19 protein-coding genes are annotated in these 22,314 nt (G+C 67.6%); 10 read left to right on the top strand and 9 right to left on the bottom strand.

From position 1 onward, the window contains the following. Nucleotides 1-5: 5 nt before the first annotated feature. Entirely contained in the window at nt 6-554 is a 549-nt protein-coding gene (locus tag AC25Y0_RS02185; protein ID WP_488122713.1) for a cell wall protein, read from the bottom strand. Between the two features lie 49 nt (nt 555-603). Beyond that, the gene (locus AC25Y0_RS02180; protein ID WP_488122712.1) at nt 604-2,388 is read right to left on the bottom strand and encodes a DUF4012 domain-containing protein; all 1,785 of its coding nucleotides are present in this window, start codon (nt 2,386-2,388) and stop codon (nt 604-606) included. A 194-nt stretch (nt 2,389-2,582) separates the two neighbouring features. Between AC25Y0_RS02180 and AC25Y0_RS02175 the strand changes: the two genes are divergently transcribed. From AC25Y0_RS02175 to AC25Y0_RS02160, 4 genes are read left to right on the top strand one after another with little or no spacing between them, the layout of a single operon-like run. After that, entirely contained in the window at nt 2,583-3,506 is a 924-nt protein-coding gene (locus AC25Y0_RS02175; protein WP_488122711.1) for a glycosyltransferase family 2 protein, read from the top strand. A gap of 32 nt (nt 3,507-3,538) precedes the next feature. Then, nucleotides 3,539-4,612 carry a glycosyltransferase gene (locus AC25Y0_RS02170; protein WP_488122710.1) on the top strand — a complete coding sequence of 358 codons (1,074 nt, stop codon included), beginning with the start codon at nt 3,539-3,541 and terminating at the stop codon, nt 4,610-4,612. Next, complete coding sequence (locus AC25Y0_RS02165; protein ID WP_488122709.1) at nt 4,613-5,884, top strand: O-antigen ligase family protein; 1,272 nt, start codon at nt 4,613-4,615, stop codon at nt 5,882-5,884. Continuing rightward, the gene (locus tag AC25Y0_RS02160; RefSeq protein ID WP_488134113.1) at nt 5,881-8,055 is read left to right on the top strand and encodes a polysaccharide pyruvyl transferase family protein; all 2,175 of its coding nucleotides are present in this window, start codon (nt 5,881-5,883) and stop codon (nt 8,053-8,055) included. Before AC25Y0_RS02165 ends, AC25Y0_RS02160 begins: the two co-directional genes overlap by 4 nt. 12 nt (nt 8,056-8,067) lie before the next feature. Here the strand turns inward: AC25Y0_RS02160 and AC25Y0_RS02155 are convergent, their stop codons facing one another. From AC25Y0_RS02155 to AC25Y0_RS02130, 6 genes are all read right to left on the bottom strand, one after another. After that, nucleotides 8,068-9,525 carry a lipopolysaccharide biosynthesis protein gene (locus AC25Y0_RS02155; protein ID WP_488122707.1) on the bottom strand — a complete coding sequence of 486 codons (1,458 nt, stop codon included), beginning with the start codon at nt 9,523-9,525 and terminating at the stop codon, nt 8,068-8,070. Nucleotides 9,526-9,564: 39 nt separating this feature from the next. Next, a complete protein-coding gene (locus tag AC25Y0_RS02150) occupies nt 9,565-10,419 on the bottom strand; it encodes an SDR family NAD(P)-dependent oxidoreductase (RefSeq protein ID WP_488122706.1) in 855 nt (284 codons plus the stop codon). A 61-nt stretch (nt 10,420-10,480) separates the two neighbouring features. Further along, complete coding sequence (gene menD, locus AC25Y0_RS02145) at nt 10,481-12,223, bottom strand: 2-succinyl-5-enolpyruvyl-6-hydroxy-3-cyclohexene-1-carboxylic-acid synthase (protein WP_488134112.1); 1,743 nt, start codon at nt 12,221-12,223, stop codon at nt 10,481-10,483. Between the two features lie 62 nt (nt 12,224-12,285). Then, nucleotides 12,286-13,755, bottom strand: a complete 1,470-nt coding sequence (locus AC25Y0_RS02140) for a sugar transferase (RefSeq protein WP_488122704.1) — start codon at nt 13,753-13,755, stop codon at nt 12,286-12,288. Nucleotides 13,756-14,054: 299 nt separating this feature from the next. Next, nucleotides 14,055-15,611: a tyrosine-protein kinase domain-containing protein gene (locus AC25Y0_RS02135; RefSeq protein WP_488134111.1), complete on the bottom strand. Its 1,557-nt coding sequence runs from the start codon at nt 15,609-15,611 to the stop codon at nt 14,055-14,057. Nucleotides 15,612-15,690: 79 nt separating this feature from the next. Next, nucleotides 15,691-16,287, bottom strand: coding sequence for an arsenate reductase/protein-tyrosine-phosphatase family protein (locus AC25Y0_RS02130; protein ID WP_488122702.1), 597 nt, complete (start codon nt 16,285-16,287; stop codon nt 15,691-15,693). A gap of 33 nt (nt 16,288-16,320) precedes the next feature. Here AC25Y0_RS02130 and AC25Y0_RS02125 point away from each other — a divergent pair, with 33 nt between their 5' ends. The 6 genes from AC25Y0_RS02125 to glmM all read left to right on the top strand — a co-directional run bounded on the left by AC25Y0_RS02125 (nt 16,321) and on the right by glmM (nt 21,281). Further along, nucleotides 16,321-17,106 (top strand): CPBP family intramembrane glutamic endopeptidase, encoded by a 786-nt coding sequence (locus AC25Y0_RS02125; protein WP_488122701.1) that lies wholly within the window; start codon nt 16,321-16,323, stop codon nt 17,104-17,106. A gap of 350 nt (nt 17,107-17,456) precedes the next feature. Continuing rightward, entirely contained in the window at nt 17,457-17,993 is a 537-nt protein-coding gene (locus AC25Y0_RS02120; RefSeq protein ID WP_488122700.1) for a hypothetical protein, read from the top strand. A 101-nt stretch (nt 17,994-18,094) separates the two neighbouring features. Then, nucleotides 18,095-18,712 (top strand): CPBP family intramembrane glutamic endopeptidase, encoded by a 618-nt coding sequence (locus AC25Y0_RS02115; protein WP_488122699.1) that lies wholly within the window; start codon nt 18,095-18,097, stop codon nt 18,710-18,712. A 243-nt stretch (nt 18,713-18,955) separates the two neighbouring features. Continuing rightward, nucleotides 18,956-19,402, top strand: coding sequence for a 50S ribosomal protein L13 (rplM, locus tag AC25Y0_RS02110; RefSeq protein WP_488122698.1), 447 nt, complete (start codon nt 18,956-18,958; stop codon nt 19,400-19,402). 29 nt (nt 19,403-19,431) lie between these two features. Further along, a complete protein-coding gene (gene rpsI, locus AC25Y0_RS02105) occupies nt 19,432-19,908 on the top strand; it encodes a 30S ribosomal protein S9 (RefSeq protein ID WP_488122697.1) in 477 nt (158 codons plus the stop codon). A 14-nt stretch (nt 19,909-19,922) separates the two neighbouring features. Beyond that, complete coding sequence (gene glmM, locus AC25Y0_RS02100) at nt 19,923-21,281, top strand: phosphoglucosamine mutase (RefSeq protein WP_488122696.1); 1,359 nt, start codon at nt 19,923-19,925, stop codon at nt 21,279-21,281. 7 nt (nt 21,282-21,288) lie between these two features. Here the strand turns inward: glmM and AC25Y0_RS02095 are convergent, their stop codons facing one another. Beyond that, complete coding sequence (locus AC25Y0_RS02095; RefSeq protein ID WP_488122695.1) at nt 21,289-22,233, bottom strand: Ppx/GppA phosphatase family protein; 945 nt, start codon at nt 22,231-22,233, stop codon at nt 21,289-21,291. Nucleotides 22,234-22,314 lie beyond the last annotated feature (81 nt).

Below are 22,314 nucleotides of genomic sequence, written 5' to 3'. Positions count from 1 at the left end.
CCGAATCAGTCGGCGAACCGGCGTCGACGCGCGACGGCCGCGATCGCGAGCGTCGCGCCGGCTGCGACGAGTGCGCCGCCGCCGACCCACAAGCCGACCACGGCGCCGCTGCCGAGCCCCGTGCCGGCGAGGTCGTCTCCGGGCGGAGCGATCGAGACGGCTGTTGTGCCGCCTGCTGAGGATGCGGAGATCGCTGCGATGCGGTAGACGCCCGATGCGTTCGCGGGCAGTGTGACCGTGACGGCGCCCAGCGACCCGTCCGTCTCGGACCGAGCGAATCCGCTCGCTGTCGAGATGCCGAGGCGGACCATGCCGATTCGCGCTGCCGAGCCGTTCGCGCCCCTGACGGTGACGGTCACCCGCTCGTCGCTCGAGAACGTCGACGCCGCGCATCGAATCTCGATCTCGGATCCCGCCGACGCTGTCGCCGGCGCCGCGGTGCACGCATCCGAAGGAGGGTAGATCGTCCCGGCCTGCGCAGAGAGAGGAACCCCGACGACGAGCGCTCCGGCAAGAGCGACGATTGCTGGCATCCGTCGGATGCGGTTCGTCATGGTGTTCCTTGGGATCGCTGCTCCTTGCGTGGGGTCCTGTGCACCGAGTCTACGGTGACTCACAGGAGGCCAGTGCAGTGGTCGACGGACTCAGTGTCGGAGTCGTCCGGACCTCGAGATCCGGGGCGGACGGTGCCACGGGACGCGCACGAATCGTGACCGAGGCCGATTCGCCCGGCGCGAGCTCGGCGGTGAAGCTGAGAACCCGACGGCCTTCATGCATCCCGCCCGCGAAACCCTCGCCCGTGGAGGACTGCGCATCAACGAGCTCGAAGCCCTCGGGGAGGTACGCGTAGCCGACTGTCCGCGCGCTGCCCGGAGGGACCCCGTAGATGCCGCGGCCCGTGATGTAGCCCGGCAGCGAGGCCGCATCCGAGGGAGCATCGTTCTGCAAGCTGATCGTGAGGGTCGCATCGCCCATGGCTCCCTGCGCGCTGAGCGCGCAGGATTCCCAGGCGACGTCGATCGCGGAGGTCAGGTAGTAGTCCATCTTCGAGCCGGTGCCGTCGTTGAGGTAGACCCCGAAGCGCGCGGTCTCTCGATCGCTCGCGGGGAGCCCGCCTGCCAGTGTCGTGTCCGCCAGCAGCGACTGGTCCTCTTCGTGCGTGCTCCACAGCATCAGTCGGTGCTCGTCGGCGGCGCGCGTCAGCGCCGCGACGAGAGCAGCGGGATCGACATCGCTGCTCACCAGCGCCGCGAAGACCGCCGCCGCGGCATCCGCGAAGTACGCGTCCTGTGCGGCGGGCTCCTCGAAGCGCAGGTAGACCTCGTTGAGGAGCACACTCACGGCGTTGTCGGCGGTGAGCAGGTCGCCGGAACCCACCGTGACGGGGCCGGTCGCCTCGAGGATGTACGCCAGGGCCACGGGGTCGATCGACAGCACCCCGTCCACCTCCTGACCGTGCTGCCGCAGCCACATCTCGCCGGCGAGCTCTCCCGAGATGCTGAAGTCGGGGACTTGCGTCACGTTCTGCAGCCACAGTCCGGGACGGTTGCCGTAGACGGCGGTGACCTCCTCGCCGAGAGGAAGGACCGGCTCGTCATAACGGGGGAAGCTGCTCGTCGAATCCTGCGCACTGAGCGTCATCGTTCCGCCGTCGGTGCGGATCACAGCCATCGCGCCGGGGACGCCGCCGAGGGAGCGCCATTCGGCGTTGTTCTGGAAGAGGACGAGATAGTCCCGGGGGCCGTCGGCGCCGAGCATCGCAGGGAGCAGAGTCGTGACCGTTGCAATGGTGTCGGCGGCGATGAGGCTTTCATCGAACAGCTCGCCCACCTGGGTCACGGCATCGCGCAACGGCGCCAGCAGAAGGGAGCGTTCGATGCCCTCGACATCGGCCGCCGAGACGGCGAGCTCCCGCGCGGCGGTCGCGGCGGCCTCCTCGATCTCGGTGAAGCTTGCGAGATCGATGGTCCCCTCTTGCGGCCGCAGCGCATCGATCGAGAAGGAACCGGCGACGGCGACAAGGGGGGCGAGGGCGTGGCTCGCCACGTCGTCGGCTGACTGGGAGATCGTCGATACCGCGGAAAGCTGCGGGCCGATCCAGGGCAGGCCTTCGGCCAGGCGCCACACCGGATCGGACGTGAGCGAACGGGCCGCGGACGTCTCGGCGGAGATCTCGGTGATCATCGCTGCTGCGGCCTGCGGATCGTGCAGCTGAGCGCGCGCCTGCTTGGCGGCGTCCTGAACGGCGTTGAGGTGCCCGTAGGCGAGAACGCCACGCACGGCGATCCATGCAGAGGTCAGGACGACCATGATCAGCAGAACGCCGAGCGCCCAGGCGAACGTTTTGCCCGCAACGTGCATGGGCCGGGTTTTCGCAGACTCGGTCACCCATCCACCATATGCGGTGGGCTGGAGCCGAACCGTGAACGTGTTCGAGGGGACCAGGTCGAGGACCTCGGGTATCGTCGGTTGGAGCCTCGCCGACGATCGGCAGGTTGAGGAGTTGGTTGCTTGGGGGCGACCGGAGTTTCTTTCACGATCCCTTCCGATCTTCGAATCGGGAGGAGAGGACAGGACATTCTGTGACATCACCCCCACGTGTCTCTGTGGTCATCCCGACGATCGGGCGCCCAGAGCTGGCATCAGCGATCCACTCGGTGAGGGCGCAGGTCGGCGTCGAGACCCAGATCGTCGTCGTTGCCGACCTGGCGGAAGACGCGGCCGTGGCCGCCGGTGTGCTCGCGGCTGCCGGAGATGCCGAGGTCGTCTTCACGGGCGGCGGCAGACGCGGCGCGCACGGGCGGAACGTCGGTATCCAGGCGGCGACGTCGGAGTGGATCGCGTTCCTCGATGACGACGATCTGTGGCTCGAGGACAAGCTCGTCACGATGGTCGACGCTGCGGCCGCAACCGGCGCCACCGTGATCTCGTCGCGAGTGGACCAGCAGATGACGACGACGGGCGCGACGGTGGCCTCCGGCATTCCGGTGGGGCTGCTCCAAGCCGACCAGGATCCTGCTGAGTATCTGTTCCGCAAGCGCAGACCGGGTTCGGGGCGGGCGTCTCTGTTCACATCGACGCTCCTCGTCGCGCGCGAGCTCGCTGTTTCCGTGCCGTGGGATGCGTCGCTTTCGCGGCATCAGGACTGGGACTGGATCCTCCGCCTCTCGGAGCACCCGCAGTATCGGTTCCATCACGTTCCCGAGACGCTCACGATCATCAGGGTCGGGAGTTCTTCGTCGATCTCCGCGGGGAGCGATTGGGAGGCTTCGTTCGCCTGGGCCGAGCGTTCCCTCAGCGGACGGGACCCGCGTGTGTACGTCGACTTCCTGTTCGGTCAGACCCTGAGGTACGCGCTGCAGGCCCGTTCGGTGGGCGGGGTCCGGCGGGTCGTCGGTGAGGCGTGGCGAGTGAAAAGACTGCCGTCGGTCGGCCCCGTCATGATCGGCGCGGCCGGGATACTCGGACGCCGAGGAGTCGAGCGAGCGATGGCCAGCGTCCGATGACCTCGCAGACCGGATCCCGGCAGACGCGGAGCGTGAACATCGTCGCTTCCCATATCGCGCCGCGTCTGGGAATCGAGAAGGCGCTCATGGAACTGCGTCAGCTGCTGTCCGAATCGGGGTGGGAGACGAAGCTCATCTGTCTCGGAGGCGGCGCGCAGGACTTCGCCCTGGCACCGGATGCGATCGTCTGCGGCCCGCCTCTGCGCGGAGCGGCCCGATTCAATCTGCTCCGTGTGGTGAAGGCGCGCGCGCACGTGATCGAAGGTGCACCGACGATCCTCGTCGGGCTCTGGGCTGCGCTTCCGTACCTGTTCCTCGGGCGAGGGCGCGGACGCGTGATCGTGTGGGAGCACTCCCTCATGCGCCAGCAGCTGACGACGAATCGTTCCCTCCGCCTGCTCGCGCCGATCGCTGCTGTCCTCTACCGGCGCGCGGACGTCGTCGTCGCCGTCAGCGAACCGCTGGCAGACGACCTGCGGTCGGTGTTGCGCCTGAGCCGCGTGTCGGTGATTCCGAATGTCCTCGACTCCTCGCCGGAGCCTGAGCCTGAGAGCCGCTCCGCGCCGGGCGCTTCGACGCCCGGGAAGAGACTCTTCATGGCGGGGAGTCTTTCGACGACGAAGAACCAGCGTCTCGCGATCGAGGCGCTCGCCCTTCTCGCCGACCCCGACATGAAGCTCGTTATCGCCGGCGACGGCGCGACGCGTCGGGACCTCGAGGACCTCGCCGCCGCGCGAGGCGTCCGATCCCAGGTCGACTTTCTGGGGCACGTCTCACCGGATCGCGTCGCAGCGGAGTTCGCGCGCGCCGATCTACTCATCCACACCGCCGTGGGGGAGACCTTCGGTTACGTGTACTTCGAAGCCGCGAGCGCGGGCGTGCCGGTCGTCGCGGTGAGGAACCCCGTCGCCGAGCAGTTGGTTCCGGAGTACATCCCCGGTCGGGTCACCTCGGCGGATCCGCAGGCTATCGCGTACGCGATCAGGCGGTCTCTCGACGAGGAGCTGAGCGAGACCGAGATGTCGACGGCTGACCGGAAACGACAGACGAAGTTCGGGCGCGCGGCGACGGCCGTCGCGTGGAGCGAAACGGTCGGAGCCGCCTAGGTGCAGCAGATCGTCCTCACCCTCATCGTGCTCGCCGGGGCCGTCTGTGCGGTCGCGTGTGGGCGCACACTGTGGAGAGAGGCTCGGGGGGCGCCCACCGGCGTGCTCATGCTCGCGGCCACTCTGGTGATGCTCACGCTCTACGAAACGGGGTTGATCGGCAAGGGGTCGACCACTCAGTTCGCGATCATCGCCGTGGGCGCGACGATCGGCCTCGTAGGGCTTCTGCACGGAAGATCCCGGGCGACGCGCGCGATCAAGGGGGACTTCCTCCTTCCCGCACTCGTCACGTTCGTCCTCTTCTTCGCCAACGCCGTCGCCAACCCCACGCAGTCGATGCTCGAGATCTTCGCGCGGCTCGCCCCTCTGATGTTCTGGCTCCTCGTCGGCGTCGTCCTGTCGACCACTCCTGTCCCGGTCTCCGCGGTGGGCGCGGCGATGGGACTCAGTCTCGCCGTCGCGGCGGTGGCCTCCGCGTTCTCTGTGTCCTGGCGGGGATGCGATCAGTTCAAATGCGGGTTCTTCGGCGCCATCTTCCGGGGGCCCTTCCCCTCGGAGAACTACCTCGCGCAGATCGCCGGGCTCGCCGCGATCGCCGCGTTCGCCATCGGGGCCGCGCGGCTTCGCATCCTGATCCTGGGGCTTTCGGCCCTGGTGCTGCTGGCGGCGACGTCGCGCACAGCCATCGTCGCGCTCCTCGCGTCGCTCGTCGTCGGGTGGATTCTCGTCAAGGCGCGCCCGGCGGTACGTCGCGGCTCCGTGCTCGTGATCGTGGTCGCCGGCGCCCTCGCAAGCGTCTGGATCGTCTCGTCCGCGGCGCCGGATTCGTTCAGCAACCGAGGGTGGATCTGGATGCGGTCGATCCAGGCGGTGGGAGACGACGTGCTGTTGGGCGTCGGGATCGATCGCTGGGCGCAGCTGCAGGGCGTCGGCGCGCTTCCGGTCAACAACTTCCCGCACAACCAGCTGGTCCTGCTGTTCTTCGCGGGGGGTCTGGTCGCCTGCGCGGCGTACCTGTTCATGATCTGGCGCATCACCCGGCATACGGTGTCGCATCCCGCGACCGCGGCGGCCGGCTTCGCTCTGGTCGCCTACGTGCTCGTCGGAGGCATCACCGAGGTGATGTGGAATCCCGCCACGATCGACGGGCACTGCGTGCCGATCCTCTTGGTGTTGGCGCTCCGAGCGGCGTCGCTGGCCGGCCCGGATCAGGCGAACGATCGCGACCTTCACACACTTGACGCATCGCACACCAGGAGAACCCGCCGTTGACAACCACCGCACCCACAGACCCGCTCGTTTCCGTCATCCTGCCGGTCCACAACGCAGGAGCGCACCTCGACCAGACGTTCGCCGCGCTCGGAGCGCTGACCTACGCAGAGATCGAGATCATCTTGGTCGACGATGCGTCCGAGGACGACTCCCGGACCCGCATCGAGGGTTTCGTCGCGGATGAACCTCGGGCACGCCTTCTGCCGCTCGAGGACAACGTCGGCGCCGCGCAAGCACGCAATCTCGGACTGGAGCTCGCCCGAGGCGCGTACGTCTGGTTCGTGGACTGGGACGATCAGTGGTCGCCGACCATCCTGCGTCGTCTCGTGGACGAGGCCGTCGCCGAGGATGCGGATGTCGTGATCTGCACCGGCGTGTGGCGTTTGGCGTCGGGCCTCGACGTCGGGGTGACCGACGGGGTGCCGTACCGGGCCGCCGTCGATGGCGCGGCCGCGATGGACCTGCTGTTGGCGGATCGCATCAAGGGGTATCTGTGGAACAAGCTGATCCGGCGGACCGTCCTCCCTCCCGCCCCGTTTCCGCGCATCACGACGCAAGAGGATCTGTGTGCCGTCGCAGCGCTCCTGCCGCGCGCACGGAAGGTCGTGTGCCTGCCGGACCGTCTGTACTTTCACGTCGTCCGCGAGGGGTCGCTGTCGAATTCGCGTGACCCCGCACTCGAGAACTTCGACACGTCCCGCGCCGCGGTCCACCGCGCGGCCGCAGCCCTGCCGGCGACGCCGCGGCGCCGTCGCCTTCTTCGTCACTGGGACGTCGCCTGGTATGTGAGCCGCGCCGGCACGGCGCTGCGGCTCTCGGATGCGCAGAGCGCCGGCCGTGCACTGGATGACCTCCGGCGGCACGTGAGTCTGGCAGACATCGCCGACAGCGTGCGGATCGCTCCTCGCACCGCGCTGAAAGCGCTGACGATGAAGCTCATGGGGCGCAGCTACGTGCGGCTGCGCGCTCTTGTGGTGCGCGCTCGCACGGCGGTCCGCTCTCGGCGCTCGAGCTCGTCTGCGCGTCCGTCGGCCCCGCAAGCGCGCGTGCTCATCCGCACCCTGCCGCTCCGGCGGGGGAACTACGGCGGCATCCTGCAGGCTTTCGCGCTGCAGAAGGCGGTCCGCGGTCTCGGGTTCGCTGCGACGACCGATGTGTCGGAGAAGATGCCGCTCGGATCCACCGCGAAGAAGCATGTCCTGCGGATCCTGACCGTGGTCACCCGGCGCCCGGTCGGATTCGATGCGCGGAGCAGAATCTTGAACTCCCGCATCGAAGGGTTCATCACGCGGCACCTCTCGACGACGCGTCTCTATACTTTCGGTCGCTGGGTTCCGCGGCGGCGTTCGAACGCCTATCTGGCGATGATCACGGGCAGCGACCAGGTGTGGCGGACCGAGTACGGCGATGTGGAGTCGTACCTCTTCGACTGCCTTGCGGAGCATTCCCCCGTGCGGCGGATCGCGTTCGCCGCATCGTTCGGAACATCTGACCCCCATCTGGGCTCGCCGAAGGCGAAGGCACTGGCGGGGCGCTTCGATGCCATCTCCGTCCGCGAAGATGCGGCCGTCGCCATCTGTGAGCGCATGTGGGGCGTCCCGTCGGTCCGGATGCCGGATCCGACGTTCCTTCTGGACCGAGCCGACTACGAGCACCTCGTGGACCTTGCGCGACCAGAAGAGAAGACCGGGCCGGGCGTCTTCGTCTACGTTCTCGACACGTCCCCGAGCGTCCGTCAGTTGCTCGAGGAGCTTCCTTCCGTGCTCGGGAAGCCCGTTCGGACACTCGCGGTGCCCTCTGCCAAGGGCGCAGCGGGAAGCGGATTGGCTCCCCGCCCGTCCATCGAACAGTGGATAGCGTCGATACGGGATGCGGACGCGGTGATCACCGATTCGTTCCACGGAACGGTGTTCGCCCTGATCTTCAACCGTCCTTTCGTTGCGGTGGGCAACGTGGAGCGTGGGATGGCGCGGTTCGAGTCTCTGCTTGGTCGGTTCGGTCTCGAAAGCCAACTCGTGCAGACGGGGGATGACGCTGCGGCACACGCCCAGCGTGTGGCCGACGCGTTGCGGGGTGACCTGGACTGGCAGATGGTCAATGAGATGGTCGCCGACGAGCGCGAGCGCGGCCTGAGCTTTCTGCGATCCGAGTTGGGCAGCACGCGGACGTGAGAGCTGCCGTGGTCAGTTTCGGCGCAGAGCCGTGCGAACGAGACCCCAGGAACCACGCATCTCCCTGACGCCACCCGGGGTCAGGGCGATCGCCGCCCCGTAGACGATCGTCGAGATCACCGCACCGGTGAGGACGGCGAGGCCTGCGGCTTCGATGCTCAGCGCGTCGAGGAGCAGTGTCGTCACCGCGAAGCCGATGCCGCCCGCGAGCAGGAGACGACCTCCGTTGAGCCCGAACCGGACCGGGTCCTGACCTGCCGTGCGCCAGAGCCAGATCAGGTTGATCGGCCACGTGATCGCGCGGCCGAGCGCATACGCCCACGCGACGGCTTCCACGCTGATGAAGGCCGCGCCCACGATCAGCATGACCTGAAGGGGCTTCGTGACGGCGTTGCTCAGGAAGAGCTGACGCGACTGCTGATGCACGATGTACGCCCAGTAGTTCGGCTGGCTGAGCGCACGGAAAGCGCCTCCGACCGCCAGGATCTGGATGAGCGGAATCGTCAAGGACCATTGATCGCCCAGCAGCAACGGGATGAGCCAGGGCGCCGTCACCGCGGTGATCAGGAGCAGCCAGATCGAGAGCGCGCAGACCGCGGTCTGGAGTCTCATCAGTGCGGCAGAGGGGTTGCGCCCTTCTTCGATCGCCCGGTTGATCGTGGGGACCACGACGTTCGTGAGCGGACTGAACACCGCAGTGATCGGCAGCATGAAGAGCTGGAAGGCTCTGTTGTACTGGCCCAGGGGTGGGGCGCCCCACACCGCGCCGATCATCAGCGTGTCGGCATTGTCGGCCGCGAAGGTGAGAACCTGCGCTCCGCCGAAGTGCGCTCCGGACTTGACGAGGCGGAGCGAGTCGCTTCCTCGCCGTGGCCGGCTCGGCAACCAGCGGGTGAGGATGCCGCTGCCGAGGAGGAGGATGAGCGACTGGCCGACGAGTTGCGCGACGAGGGCCCAATAGCCCCACCCGGCGAGGGCACCCGTGATGCCGAGAGCCAAGCCCGCGAAGCGGGCGAAGACGTTGTTCCCCGCGAGCGCAGTGAAGCGCATCGAGCGGGCGAGGCGCACCTGGTACTGGGACTGCAGTCCGTTCAGCACCAGCACGCCGGCCATGACGGGCACGATGGAGGCGAGGCGCGGCTCGTCGTAGAGAGCCACGATCAGCGGCGTCGACAGCGCGAGGACGATCGCGACGATGAAGCTGAGCGCTCCGGTGATCCAGAACACATTCGAGGCCTGCTGGTTGCTCAGCTCGCGAGACTGGAGCGCGGCGGTGGGCATGCCGAAGTCGCGCAGCAGTTCGCCGATCCCGACGAAGATCGCGACCATGGCGATCAGCCCGAAGTCCCCAGGGGACAGCAGTCGCGAGAGAATGATCGTTCCCACGAACTGAACACCCATTGTGGCGACCTGGCCGGCGATCGTCGCTCCCGCACCGCGGGCGCCCCGGCTCAGCGTGTCATCGGTCATCGGGGCCCGAGCTTTCGACGGGTGCGAACGTGGCCTGCCTCACGCATCGCCGCGCAGTCCCAGGGAACGACCGCCGTCGACGGCGAGTTCCTGGCCCGTGATGAAGTCCGCCGCCGAGCTCGCGAAGAACGCGACGGCCTCCGCGACGTCTTCCGAGCGGCCGATCCTGTCGAGCACGTTGGTGCCGCGAAGACGATCCAGCTCGTTGAGGGTGGGCTCGCCGCGCTGGACGATGCCAGGGGACACGGTGTTGATCGTCACCCCGTGGGCGCCGAGCTCGATGGCCGCCGACTTGGTGTAGCCGACGAGGCCCGCCTTCGACGCGCCGTACTCCGCGAAGTTCGCCTTGCCGTGCGATCCCAGGACCGAGCCGACGTTGATGATCTTCCCGGAGTGGGCGGCGACCATCTTCGCGGCGGCTGCTCTGGTGCACGCGATGGCGGAACGGAGATTGCTGGACAGGACGCCGTCCACGACCTCCATCGACTGCTCCCACACGGGCTTGTTGGCGCCCCGGGCGCTTCCACCGGCGCAGTTGACGAGGATGTCGATTCGATCGAGAGCGCCGAAGAACGCATCGATCTGCACGATGTCGTCCAGATCGACCACGGCGGGATGGCACACCCCGCCCAATGCGCCGATCTCTTCGGTGACGGCGCTGAGTTTGTCCGCGTTCCGGCCGAGTGCGTAGATCTCGGCGCCGTCCGCAGCGAGCCGGATGGCGATGGCGCGGCCCACAGCTCCGCTGGCGCCGGTGACGACGGCAACGCGTCCGTCGAAGCGCAGAGCCTTCGACACCACGGTCACTTCATACGGCCGAGACATCCGCACTCGCGTCAGGCGATCGCGCACGGGTCCGAGCAGCCGCGACTTCCAGCGACGTCGTGTACTCATCGGCGCACTCCCTTTCCGGATGCTGCTCTGCCGGGCAGGTGCCCGATCCCGTCCTTCGCGTTCATCGCATGACTCCGAGCTTGCGCAGCACTCTTCGCGCGAATCGGATGGCGCGACGGTGCAGGGTATTGCTTCCGGGGCCTTCCGAGATGGTCGTGTAGTAGCCCTTGAGCTGGCGGATGTCGGACACTTTCTCGGTGAAGACCTCGAGAACGCGGGGGCCGGGTGTCGCGGGGTCTGTCAGCCAGGCGATTCCGTCCGGAAGGTGCTCCGCTGTTCCGACCGCGTTGTAGCCGATCGCCAGCGATTCGACCCATCCCTGCGCCGTGGCGGAGTGGCCTGCGGTGACATGCTTCTGCGCCGCGACGGTGTAGCTCGACGGCAGCGGGGAGTGCATGATCGCGCCCCCCTCGTTGTTCAGGAGGACGATGCGCAGGTTCGGGGGGAGGTCCCTGATCCAGAGGGAGTTCATGTCGTAGAAGAAGGTGAGGTCGCCGATGATCAGGTAGGTCGGGCGATCCGTCGACGCCGCGTAGCCGATCGCTGTCGACATGCACCCGTCGATCCCATTGACCCCACGGTTGCAGAACACATCGACAGAGGTATCCACGTCGTAGAGCTGCGCCATCCGGATCGGCGCGCTGTTGGCGATGTGGAGCGCGCTGTTCGCAGGCAGTGCGCGCAGCACGGCGCCGATCACCGCCAGCTCGCCGTGCGGAGGAGCCGGTGCCGGCACCGAGCTCGCCGCGCGAAGAACCTTGCCGGCGTACGGTGCCGCCGTGTGGACGCCCCCGTCGACGTCGACCAGTGACCGCAGGAATCGGCCGGGTTCGGTGGGGAACACATCGCTGAGGCGACGGAACGGGTCAGAGACGGTTCCGTCGGGATCGATCCGCCAGTGCTCGAACTCCGCTCCGTCGAGATAGTTCTTGAGCTCGTCCTTGAAGACGATGTTCCCTCCCAAGGTCAGAACAACGTCGGGTTTGAGCGCCCCGGGTCTGGACTCTTTGCTCTTCAGGAAGGCGAGAGGCAGCTCGACGCGGCGTGATTGATGGAGGTTGGAGAGATGGTCTGCCAGGACCACGCAGTCGAACGTGTCGAGGAAGGCTTCGAGGGCGTCCAACGTGTCCGCGGACGGCCTCGGTCCCTGACCCCAGACCAGCATCACGCGCTGGGAGCGGAGCCGTCGGGCTGCCTCGCCCCAGTCGGGTCCGTCGCCCTCGATCGGGTGCCGGGTGATGACCCTCGCGCGGGGGAGGGCGCGCACGTTGAACGCGATGCCCGTGTGGTTCGCGAGGGGGATGTTGATGTGCACGGGCCCGCCGCCCGCGCTCTCCGCCTCGATCAGCGCCTCATTGATGACGCGGTTGCAGTACCAGGCGTCCCGGGGATTGCCGATCGGCCGAAGATGGGCCGTGTAGCGGCAGAACCCCTCGAACAGACGCGTCTGATCGAACATCTGGTCCTCCATCTGATGGAGGAACTCAGGCAGACGATCGGTGGTCAGGACGACGAGAGGGAGCTTCTGGTAGTAGGCCTCCGCCATCGCAGAACCGTAGTTGACGGCAGCGGTCCCGGAGGTGCAGATCGTCGCAGCGGGCGCACCCGTCGCTTGGATCAGTCCCAGTGCGAAGAAAGCCGCCGAACGCTCGTCGACCACCGAGTGCAGCGTGAAGAAGCTGTCGTTCTCGAAGCTGCGGGTGAACGCATAATGACGGCTGCCCGGCGAGATGACGATATTGCGGACTCCGTGGGCTTTGAGGAGCGCGAGGAGTTCCAGCACGAGGGGATCGTTGGCGTACATGCAGTCCTGGGTGATCGGTGGGGCGGGGAGGTTTTCGGCGCGGAGCCGGGCGTGACGGAAGGCTAGATCGCAGAGTCGCCGGGGGCGGCGACCGCGCGGATCGTCTTGGCCAGGATCGCGATGTCACCCAGCAGCGACCAGTTCTCGACGTAGTACAGGTCCAGACGAACGGTCTGATCCCAGTCGAGTGTGCTGCGGCCGCTCACCTGCCAGAGCCCGGTTATCCCGGGACGGGCGAGCAGGCGACGGCGTGCGGCGTCGGTGTACAGGGCAACCTCGGCTGCGACCTGAGGTCGGGGACCGACGAGACTCATCGAGCCGGTGAGGACGTCGAAGAGCTGGGGCAACTCGTCGAGGGAGTACTTCCGGATGAACCGGCCGACGGGGGTGATGCGCGGATCATTCTGGATCTTGAAAAGCGGCTGCTTCGCGGTGCCCTGTGCCGTGAGAAGGGCGGCCAGTTCGTCGTCGGCACCGACGCGCATCGAGCGGAACTTGTGCATGCGGAATGGTTGGCCCTTGATGCCGATGCGTTCATGGCTGAAGAGCAGCGGGCCGCGGCTCGTGGTCTTCACGGCGATGGCGACCGCCAGGAGGACGGGCGAGAGGAGGAGGATGAGCACGGAGGACGATGCGATATCGAACGTCCTCTTGACGAAGCGCTGCCCTCGTGAAAAGCGCGGAGTCTCGACGTGGATCAGGGGCAGGCCCGCAACCGGTCGGGTATGGATGCGCGGGCCGGCGATGTCGACGATGTTCGGAGCGAGGACGAGGTGCTGACGACCCGCCTCGAGCGTCCAGGAGATCTCTTTCACCTTGTGCGGCGGCAGATCGTCCGTGCTCGTGACGGCGACGGTGTCTGCACCTGACGCCGCGATCGCGCTCTGGACAGAGTCGACGTCTCCCATGATGGGGATGTCGCTGCCCGGCACCGTCCCAGAGACGCGGCCGGAAGGAACACACGCACCGACGACGCGATATCCCGCAGCGGGTGTGCGGGCGAGTTCCTGCGAGACCTGCACCACGGATTCCACCGAGCCGACGAGGAGAACGTGGGCCGAGTACTCACCCATCCGTCGCTGAGCGTCCAACCAGCCGCGCCACAGCCATCGCGTCAGGACCAGAACGGCCACGCCCAGCGGGAGGCTGATGAGCAGGTAGCCTCGCGCGACATCCACGCGGAACAGGAACGCGAGGATGGCGATGACGCCGAAGAGTCGGAAGCTCGCATCGGCTACCCGCACGTACTCCGTCGTTCCGACGCCGATCACACGATCGCTCCGTGTGTCAGAGAGCGCGAGCGCCCCCATCCAGGCGGCCACGAGGACGAACGAGAAGACCCAGTAGGGGACGAGCGGGAGGCCCTCCACGTCGTCCGAAGAGGTTCCGAACCACAACACGTGCACCCCGAACACGACCCAGACGAGGACGAGGAGGTCGCTGAGCAGGAGACGCCTGGAATATCGCCGGCGCCACCCGATGCCGTCGGGCGAAGATTCGGTCGGCGATAATCCGGCGGCCGGCGAGCGCATCGATTCCGTCGTGAGAGATGCGCCGCTTGCCGAAATATCCACTGTTGAAACTGCGCCTTTCGCCGTCGGGAGTCATCGCCGGCTCGTAGCCGTGCCGTGTGCGATCGCGAGGAGATATCTCGGGCGCATTTCACAATCGCGATCGCGAAAGCAACGGTAGCAGGCGCCCGACATGCGGAGTGCAATATGCGAAAGGCGCATATCCGCGAGCCGATGAGGAATGCTCTTATGCGTCCGCATTACGCAAATACGTCCAATTTGCGCACATTTCAACGGCGACTATTGGGCGTCTTTCGGTATCACCGGCGGGAGCTGCGGCTGCGCCCCTCGGGGGTGGGCGGAGCGTCGATCCCGAAGGTCGCATCCAGCCAGTCCGTGTCCTCCTGCGTGTGCGGAGTGGTAGCCGTCTCGACCGGGGGCGTGGCCGAACCCGCGGTCGGCCGCGAACGCGCGGCGGCGCGCACCGCCGGGCGCTTCTCGGTCTCCTGTGCCTCGGCCTCCGGGGCGCTTCGGTATTCGTACCCGTACCCGTAGGAGTAGTGAGAGTCCGGCCCTCGCGTCGGCACCATGGTCAGGACCACGCCGGCGATCTTCGCGCCCACCGTGCCCAGGATCTCGACAGCGTCGGAGAGTTGGTGGCGGTTGGTCTTGCGCGTCGAGACGACGACGATGGCGCCGCTGGTGGCCCGCGCGAGGATGGCCGCGTCGGTCACGGGAAGAAGCGGCGGGGCGTCGCAGAGGACGATGTCGAACTCCGCTTCGAGCATCCCCAGCAGGGAATTCATCTGCTTCGATCCCAGCAGCTCGCTGGGGTTCGGTGGGATCTTCCCCGCCGGGAGCACATAGAGGCTCCGCTGCCCCCAGGTCTGCATGACGTCGGTCACGTCGGCTCGCCCGATGAGGACGTCGGTGAGGCCGGCGGCGCCCTCGAGCCCGAGGTGTTCGGCGATCTTCGGCTTGCGCAGGTCAGTGTCGATCAACGCGACGCGTTTTCCTGCGTCTGCCAGGGCGATCGCGAGATTGATGGTCGTCGTGGACTTTCCCTCATTGGGCAGGCTCGAAGTCACGACGAACGATGACCTGCCGCCCATGTCGAGGAACTGCAGATTCGTCCGCAGCGCACGGAATGACTCGGCTCGGGGGCTGAGCGGATCCGCGTGCACGATGAGCGGACGCTCCTTCGCCTTGGGGTCGAAGGCGATGGCGCCGATGAGCGGTCTGTCCGTGACCTGCTCGACGTCGCGAGGCGTGCGGATGCGGGTGTCGAGCGCCGTTCGAAGGACCGCGACCGCGAGGCCCCCGGCGAGTCCGACCAATCCTCCGAGTGCGAGATTCAGCGGAATGTTCGGGCTGGACGGGCTGAGAGGCGGCAGAGCGTCGCGCACCCTCGTGAGACGCACGGGGCTCTCCGCTTCGCCGACTGTCTCGATCGATTCGACGGCGGCGGTGAGACTGGCCCCCAGCGCGTTGGCGACCTCAGCCGCGAGCAGCGGATCGGAATCCGTCACGGTGATCGTGATGAGCGTCGTGTTCACGGCACTGGAAGCCTCGATCTGACTGGCCAGTTCGGTCGCCGTCACGCCGAGTTCGAGCTCGGCGATCACGGGGTTGATGACGATCGGGGTCGTGACAAGCGTGGCGTAGGTGATCACGCGCGACTGTGTGAAGTTCGACCCCTGCTGCAGCTCACCGATCGTCCCCCCGGTCTGCGTCGACACGAAGACCGTGCTCCGCGCCTCGTACTGCGGTGTTCTCGTCAGCGAGTAGCCCGCTGCAGCAGCGACCCCGAGAAGGGCAGCGACGACGATGATGATCCAGTTCTTTCGCAGGATCCGGATGTAGTCGGTGAGCTCCATGTCGCCTCTCGGTGTCGCGCGGTCGCGGCCAATACTTACACAGGAGCGAATGCGCGCATCATCGTCGGCTGGTTCGCCGTCAGCCGGCCAGAGCGGTTCGCAGGACGTGTGTCACGGTGAGAATCGCCGGTTGCAGCTGAGCTGCGGATCGCTGGTAAACCGCCCACGGGCGGCGATACGGATCGATGACGTCATCGTCTGCGGGGTCGGCCGGAGGCGCTGATTCTCCGCGCATCATCGCGGTGACCTCCGCCAGCGCCTGGACCTTCCGCGACGCTTCAGGCCCGCCCGCGGCGACCGCCTCTCGGACAGCGCCGACGGGCGCGGCCGCGGCCAGGCGAGCGAACTCGCGGATGGTGAACGTCGACCGCACGCGCGAGGGCGCGATCTCCGCGACCGCCCTGCGATGGTCGCGCGTCATGGTCAGAACGAGGCCGGAAGAGCGGAGAAGCTCCTCGGTGAGCAATCGCGCCCGGTGGCGATCGGCATCCGGTTCGGGCACACCGAGATTCACCGCGAGGTGTCGCGCTTCGGGGGTCATCGGGGACGCCTCGAGGGCGTGCGTTCCGGCGCTGGAGACCCTCGCGCCGAGGTCGCCGAGACGCGCGCGCAGCAACTGCTCGGCGAGAGGGGACCGGCAGACGTTGCCGGTGCAGACGGTGAGGATGTCGAACATCGGGCCCTTCGAAGTCGGGGCTAACGTGGACGGGTGGCTGACCACTCTAGCTATCAGGCCGTATCCGACGACGCCGGGCCGGTGAGCCCGCCGATGGCTCGCCCGCCACGAACGCCCCGAACCGACTGGCGGCTCGGCGGTCGCACGGTGCGGCACTGGCGGGAACCTCTGCTGGCCATCGCGCTGGGCGGGCTCGCGCTGTCGCTGCTGGCAGCTGCCGCCGTCACGCAGGTCTGGCCGGCGATGGCGGTGCTCTCGATGGTCGTGCTCTGGGTGGGGATGGCGGCCGTGTGCGTGTACGCGCTGTCGCTGTCGCGCCCGGTCGGTCTCTTCCGATTCCGCCCGGTCGACGTCATCTACGGCGTGGTGATCGCCGGGATGCTGCGCATCGTCCAGGGCTGGGTCGAGATCGCTCTGACCGGGCGGGCGCCGTTTCCCTCCTACCCGCTGATCGAGGGTCGGCTGGGCGTCGGGACCTGGCTCGTCGAGGGGGGAGGGGCCGTGCTCGTCGGACCCGTCGTCGAAGAGTTCTTCTTCCGCGTCGTGATCCTGGTGGCGGTCTACACCGTGCTGCGGCGGCCCTTCGGTCACCGTGCGGCCGGTGTGATCTCGGTGCTCGCGAGTGCGGGGGTGTTCGTTCTCGCCCACGCCGTTACGGCAGGTGGTGACCCCAGCGGAATCTTGGCTGTCGCCGGTCTGGGACTGGTCTGTGGTCTGCTCGTGGTGCTCACCGGTCGTGTCTGGGCGGCGGTGCTCACCCACGCCTGCTTCAACGCGTCGTACGTCGTGCTGGCCGCTGTCGGCACCGCCTGGGGCTGAGTGGTCAGACAGTATCCGCACGAGATTGACGTGAATTCTGGGGCCTTGGGGAGCCCCGTCGCGAATCCGAAACCTGTCCACCGTACGGTGGACATTATCCGAACTATTTGTCCCCCAAAGGGAGGACAAATAGTTCGGTCCTGTCCGTCGGATGGGGGACATTAGCGGAATCTTAATCCGCGATGTTCGGTGAGGGTGTTTTTCCGGAGCAGGGAATCTCCCCGGATACGGTAGGCGCAACTCGCATGGAGCGGACCCGGGCGATTTACGTAGCATCGGATAAACGAGAAATTCACCGGCGTTGGCGCGCTACCTCAGAATTTACGACTTACATCCGAGGGACAAGACACATGCTGAAGAAAACACTCGCCGCCGTCGGCCTCGCCGGCGCACTGCTCATCGGGACCGCTTCGGCGGCCGTTGCCGACGGCTATCCGCCCGCAGCCGTCATCACCGTTCCCACACCGACCATCGTGCCCGGCCAGTCCACGATCATCACGGCCACCGGCCTCGGCGACCGCTTCCAGGTCACGTTCGCCGTCGCCGGCAGCAGGGGTGCAACGCTCAGCTCGATCGTCATGGCAGCGAGCGCACCCTACGCGAGCGTCGTCAAGCCCGTCACCGACGGCACGGCCTCAGCCACTTTCACCGCCTCCACCCCGGGAAGCTTCACGATCACGGTCCGCGACGGTGACACGATCCTGAGCACGACCGTCATCTCGGTCGTCGATCCCGCCAGCGCCGGCGGCGTCGGCACGGGAGGCGGCCTTCCCCCGACCGGTGGCACGGTCCCCGCGACCGTCATCTGGGCCGGCGTCGGAGCGATCGGCCTCGGCGGCGTCGCCGTCGCCGCCGTCGCGGCGCGTCGCCGGACACAGATCAACTGAACGACCCGCACGCGACGCTGACCCCGGGGAAGCCCTCGGGGTCAGCGTCGTTGTATCGCCGGCCCATCCCGGCGCTGCTGGTTGCCTGTGCGGGCGTCGCGATGACGACTGTCGTCATCGTCCTCTTCCGTGGTGTCTCGCTGCCTGAATGGTGGGGTCAGCTCGTTCAGCTGGTGGCCGTCTCGACCCCGCCGCTGGTGGCATCCGTCGTGGCGATCCGCTGGTGTGCCCGCCGAGGGGCGCTGCGTCGCCTGCTTCAATGGCGCTGGCGTGACGTCGGGGTCGGGCTCGCCGTCGCACTCGTGCTGCGCGCTCTGCAGGAGGTCATCGCACCGACGACCGGCTCGCTGCTCGTCGGGTTCGGCGCAGCATCCGTTCCCACACTCATCGTGGTCGTGGTCGGGGCGGTCGCGATCACGCCCGTCGTCGAAGAGCTGTTCTTCCGTGGCGTTCTCCTCGCTGCTCTCTGGGATGCACCCCCGCATCGGCGGCGGGGACTGGCTTCTGGTGTCGCGGTCGTCGTGTCCACCCTCGTGTTCGCGGGTTTGCACGTCCTTCCGGTCGGGGTTCCGGGTGCCGGTCTCTGGCCGGGGGCGCTCGCACCGATCCTGGTCGGGCTGGCGTGCGGCGTGCTCTTCGTGCTCACACGCCGCCTCGCCCCGGGGATCGTGGTCCACGTCGTGTTCAACGCCTCCGGTGTGCTGCTCCTCTTTATATAGGCAGCGCTGCACCGCTATATACGACGTGCCGCGTGGTCCAGGCTCGACGTTTGAGTGTGGCTCCTGGATGCCGTAGAGTAGATCCTTGGTGTCGGCTCAGCTGACCTGACATCACGAACGTGAGCCCTCCACTGGCCCTTCGGCGCGATCAGGGTCCGGACCTTCACAGGACCGGACTGACGTCGAAGCACCCCGGAGTGGGATTCACGAACATCTCCGTTCGAATAAGAAAGCAGTACTACTGTGACGCGCACTTACACCCCCAAGGCTGGCGAAGCTCAGCGCGAGTGGCTTGTCATCGACGCCACCGACGTCGTTCTCGGCCGCCTCGCCTCGCACGCCGCCGCGCTTCTGCGTGGCAAGCACAAGGCCACCTTCGCCAACCACATGGACATGGGCGACTTCGTGATCATCATCAACGCCGACAAGGTGGCGCTGACGGGTCAGAAGCTCCAGAAGAAGAAGGCTTACCGTCACTCGGGCTACCCGGGCGGCCTCAAGTCGGTCACCTACGAAGAGCTGCTCACCAAGAACCCCGAGCGCGCTGTCGAGAAGGCCGTCCGCGGCATGCTGCCCAAGAACAGCCTCGGCGCGCAGCAGCTCTCCAAGCTCAAGGTCTACCGCGGCGCCGAGCACCCCCACAGTGCCCAGCAGCCCAAGACCTTCACCCTCGACCAGGTCGCCCAGTAAGCGCCGCTTCCAGATTTAAGGACATACTCGTGGCGAACATCGAAGAGACCACCACCAACTACTCCACCGAGACCCCGGTCGACGAGACCGTCGTCGCCGCCGAGCGCCCCGTGCTCTCGGTGTCGGGCGCAGCCGTCGGCCGTCGCAAGCAGGCCATCGCGCGCGTTCGCGTGATCCCCGGCTCGGGCACCATCACGGTCAACGGCCGTGCACTCGAGGAGTACTTCCCGAACAAGCTGCACCAGCAGCTGATCACCGACCCGTTCACGGTGCTCAACCTCACCGGCGCATACGACGTCATCGCCCGCATCTCGGGCGGCGGCGACTCGGGCCAGGCCGGCGCGCTGCGCCTGGGCATCGCCCGTGCGCTCAACGAGATCGACGTTGAGAACAACCGCCCCGTGCTCAAGAAGGCCGGCTTCCTCTCGCGCGACGCCCGCGTCATCGAGCGCAAGAAGGCGGGCCTCAAGAAGGCCCGCAAGGCGCCTCAGTACTCGAAGCGCTGATCGGCACCGCTCCGATGCCGCTGTTCGGCACGGACGGTGTGCGAGGACTGGCCAACGGCCCCGTCCTCACCGCCGACCTCGCTCTCACCCTGGCCCAGGCGACTGCTGTCGTCCTGGGCCAGGGCCGCACCGCAGAAGCGCGGCGTGCCGCCGGCAAGCGGCTCACAGCCGTCGTCGCGCGTGACCCCCGCGTCTCGGGGCACTTCCTCTCGGCCGCCGTTGAAGCGGGTCTCGCTTCGTCGGGCGTCGATGTGCTCGATGCCGGTGTCCTCCCGACCCCGGCCGCGGCGTTCCTCGTCGCCGACCGTGACGCCGACTTCGGCGTCATGATCTCGGCGTCGCACAACGAGGCGCCCGACAACGGCATCAAGATCTTCGCCCGGGGTGGCGTCAAGCTGCCCGACGTCGTCGAAGCGCGCATCGAAACAGCCATGCAGGGAACGAAGCTGCAGCCCACGGGTGCGCAGGTCGGACGCATCAGCCGGTTCTCGGATGCCGAGGACCGCTACGTCATCCACTTGCTCGCCTCGCTCCCGCACCGCCTGGACGGGCTCCATGTCGTGCTGGACTGCGCGCACGGTGCCGCATCCGGCGTTTCGCCGGAGACCTTCCGCGACGCAGGCGCGCGCGTCACCGTCATCGGCGCCGACCCCGACGGGCTCAACATCAACGACGGCGTCGGATCGACGCACCTCGACCAGCTGTCCGAGGCCGTCCTCGCGCACGGGGCCGACGTCGGCATCGCCCACGACGGCGACGCCGACCGCTGCCTCGCCGTGGACGCAGCAGGGCGGATCGTCGACGGTGACCAGATCATGGCGATCCTCGCGGTCGCGATGAAGCAGCGCGGCCGACTCAAAGACGACACTCTCGTGGCGACTGTCATGAGCAACCTCGGTCTGCATCGGGCGATGGCCGATCACGGCATCACCGTCGAGCAGACCCGGGTCGGCGACCGCTACGTGCTCGAGCGCATGACCGAAGGTGGCTACTCGCTCGGCGGCGAGCAGTCCGGCCACGTCATCATGAGCGACTACGCGACCACCGGCGACGGGCTGCTCACGGGGCTTCACCTCGTGGCCGAGATGGCGCGTCAGGGCAAGTCGATGTCCGAACTGGCATCGATCATGACGGTGTACCCGCAGGTTCTCGTCAACGTCAAGGGCGTCGATCGCACGCGCGTTGCCGATCCCGGTGTGGCCGAGGCTGTCGCCGAGGCCGAAGCGGAACTCGGCGACTCAGGACGCGTGCTGCTGCGCGCGTCGGGCACCGAACCTCTCGTGCGCGTCATGGTCGAGGCATCCGAAGCCCCTGTCGCACAGGAGATCGCCGACCGCCTCGCCGAGATCGTGCGGGAGCGCCTCGCGCTCTGATTTCGTGTCAGAGTCCGGGCGGCGTCCAGGACAGCGACTCGATGTAACGCAGCAGCACGCCTTCGCGCAGTGCCCACGGCGAGACCTCGAGCGAGTCGACGTCGAGCATCGTCATCGCGGTGTGCAGCACGACCGCAGCCGCGACGATCTGGTAGGTGCGGTCGGGGGTGATTCCGGGCAGCTCCTGGCGGGCGGCTGCGGGGATCCGGGCGAGCCGCGGAATCCACGACCCGAGCGCATCACGGGGGAGGAGCAGTCGTTCGTTGCCCGGCCATGCTGGCATGGGGCTGCCGACGAGCTTCGCGAGCGAGCGGATCGCCTTGGACGATCCGACGATGTGATCCGGGGTGGGCATCGTGCTGAGCGCCGTCGCGGCCGGCGCCAGAACCTTGCGCGCGTGCTCCCGCAGCCGTTCGACGGCTTCGTCGCCGGGCGGGTCGTCGGGGAAGAACTGCACCGTCATGCGCCCCGCGCCCAGAGGCACCGATGCGGCGGCCTCGGGCAGTTCGTCGGCCCCGGCTGCGAGTTCGAGCGAGCCGCCGCCGATGTCGAAGAGCAGGATCTGGCCCGCGGACCAGCCGAACCAGCGCCGCACGGCGAGGAAGGTGAAGCGCGCCTCGGTCTCGCCGCCCAGCACCTGCAGGTCCTGGCCGAGCGCCGCTTCGATGCGAGCGATGACGGACTTGCCGTTCGTGGCATCGCGCACCGCGCTCGTGGCGGTGGCGAGCAACTCGACGACGTTCTCGCCGGCGGCGATCTCGCGCGCCTGAGCGACGGCGGCGACGAGGGCTTCGACGCCCTCCTCGCTGATCGAACCGTCGGGCTCGAGGTAGCGCATGAGGCGCAGGATGGTCCGCTGGCTCGTCGTCGCGAGCGGTCGGCCGCCGGGGATGACGTCGGCCACGAGCAGATGGACGGTGTTCGAGCCGATGTCGAGGACTCCCAGGCGCACCTGTTCAGGTTAGTCGGCTCACGGCGGTGCTGCAGATCCGCGGCGGGTCATGCGGCGGCGGGTGGGTCTCAACAGGCACTA

The organism is Microbacterium sp. Y547, from assembly GCF_057669785.1.
Note: the sequence above shows the minus strand (reverse complement) of the source record. Positions and strands in the feature narration are given on the sequence as shown.

Excerpts from the sequence above, each read along its gene's own strand:
- AC25Y0_RS02185 (WP_488122713.1), bottom strand. The coding sequence starts at position 554 with ATGACGAACCGCATCCGACGGATGCCAGCAATCGTCGCTCTTGCCGGA.
- AC25Y0_RS02155 (WP_488122707.1), bottom strand. The coding sequence starts at position 9,525 with ATGACCGATGACACGCTGAGCCGGGGCGCCCGCGGTGCGGGAGCGACG.
- AC25Y0_RS02150 (WP_488122706.1), bottom strand. The coding sequence starts at position 10,419 with ATGAGTACACGACGTCGCTGGAAGTCGCGGCTGCTCGGACCCGTGCGC.
- menD (WP_488134112.1), bottom strand. The coding sequence starts at position 12,223 with ATGTACGCCAACGATCCCCTCGTGCTGGAACTCCTCGCGCTCCTCAAA.
- AC25Y0_RS02140 (WP_488122704.1), bottom strand. The coding sequence starts at position 13,755 with ATGCGCTCGCCGGCCGCCGGATTATCGCCGACCGAATCTTCGCCCGAC.
- AC25Y0_RS02135 (WP_488134111.1), bottom strand. The coding sequence starts at position 15,611 with ATGGAGCTCACCGACTACATCCGGATCCTGCGAAAGAACTGGATCATC.
- AC25Y0_RS02130 (WP_488122702.1), bottom strand. The coding sequence starts at position 16,287 with ATGTTCGACATCCTCACCGTCTGCACCGGCAACGTCTGCCGGTCCCCT.
- AC25Y0_RS02120 (WP_488122700.1), top strand. The coding sequence starts at position 17,457 with ATGCTGAAGAAAACACTCGCCGCCGTCGGCCTCGCCGGCGCACTGCTC.
- AC25Y0_RS02115 (WP_488122699.1), top strand. The coding sequence starts at position 18,095 with ATGACGACTGTCGTCATCGTCCTCTTCCGTGGTGTCTCGCTGCCTGAA.
- glmM (WP_488122696.1), top strand. The coding sequence starts at position 19,923 with ATGCCGCTGTTCGGCACGGACGGTGTGCGAGGACTGGCCAACGGCCCC.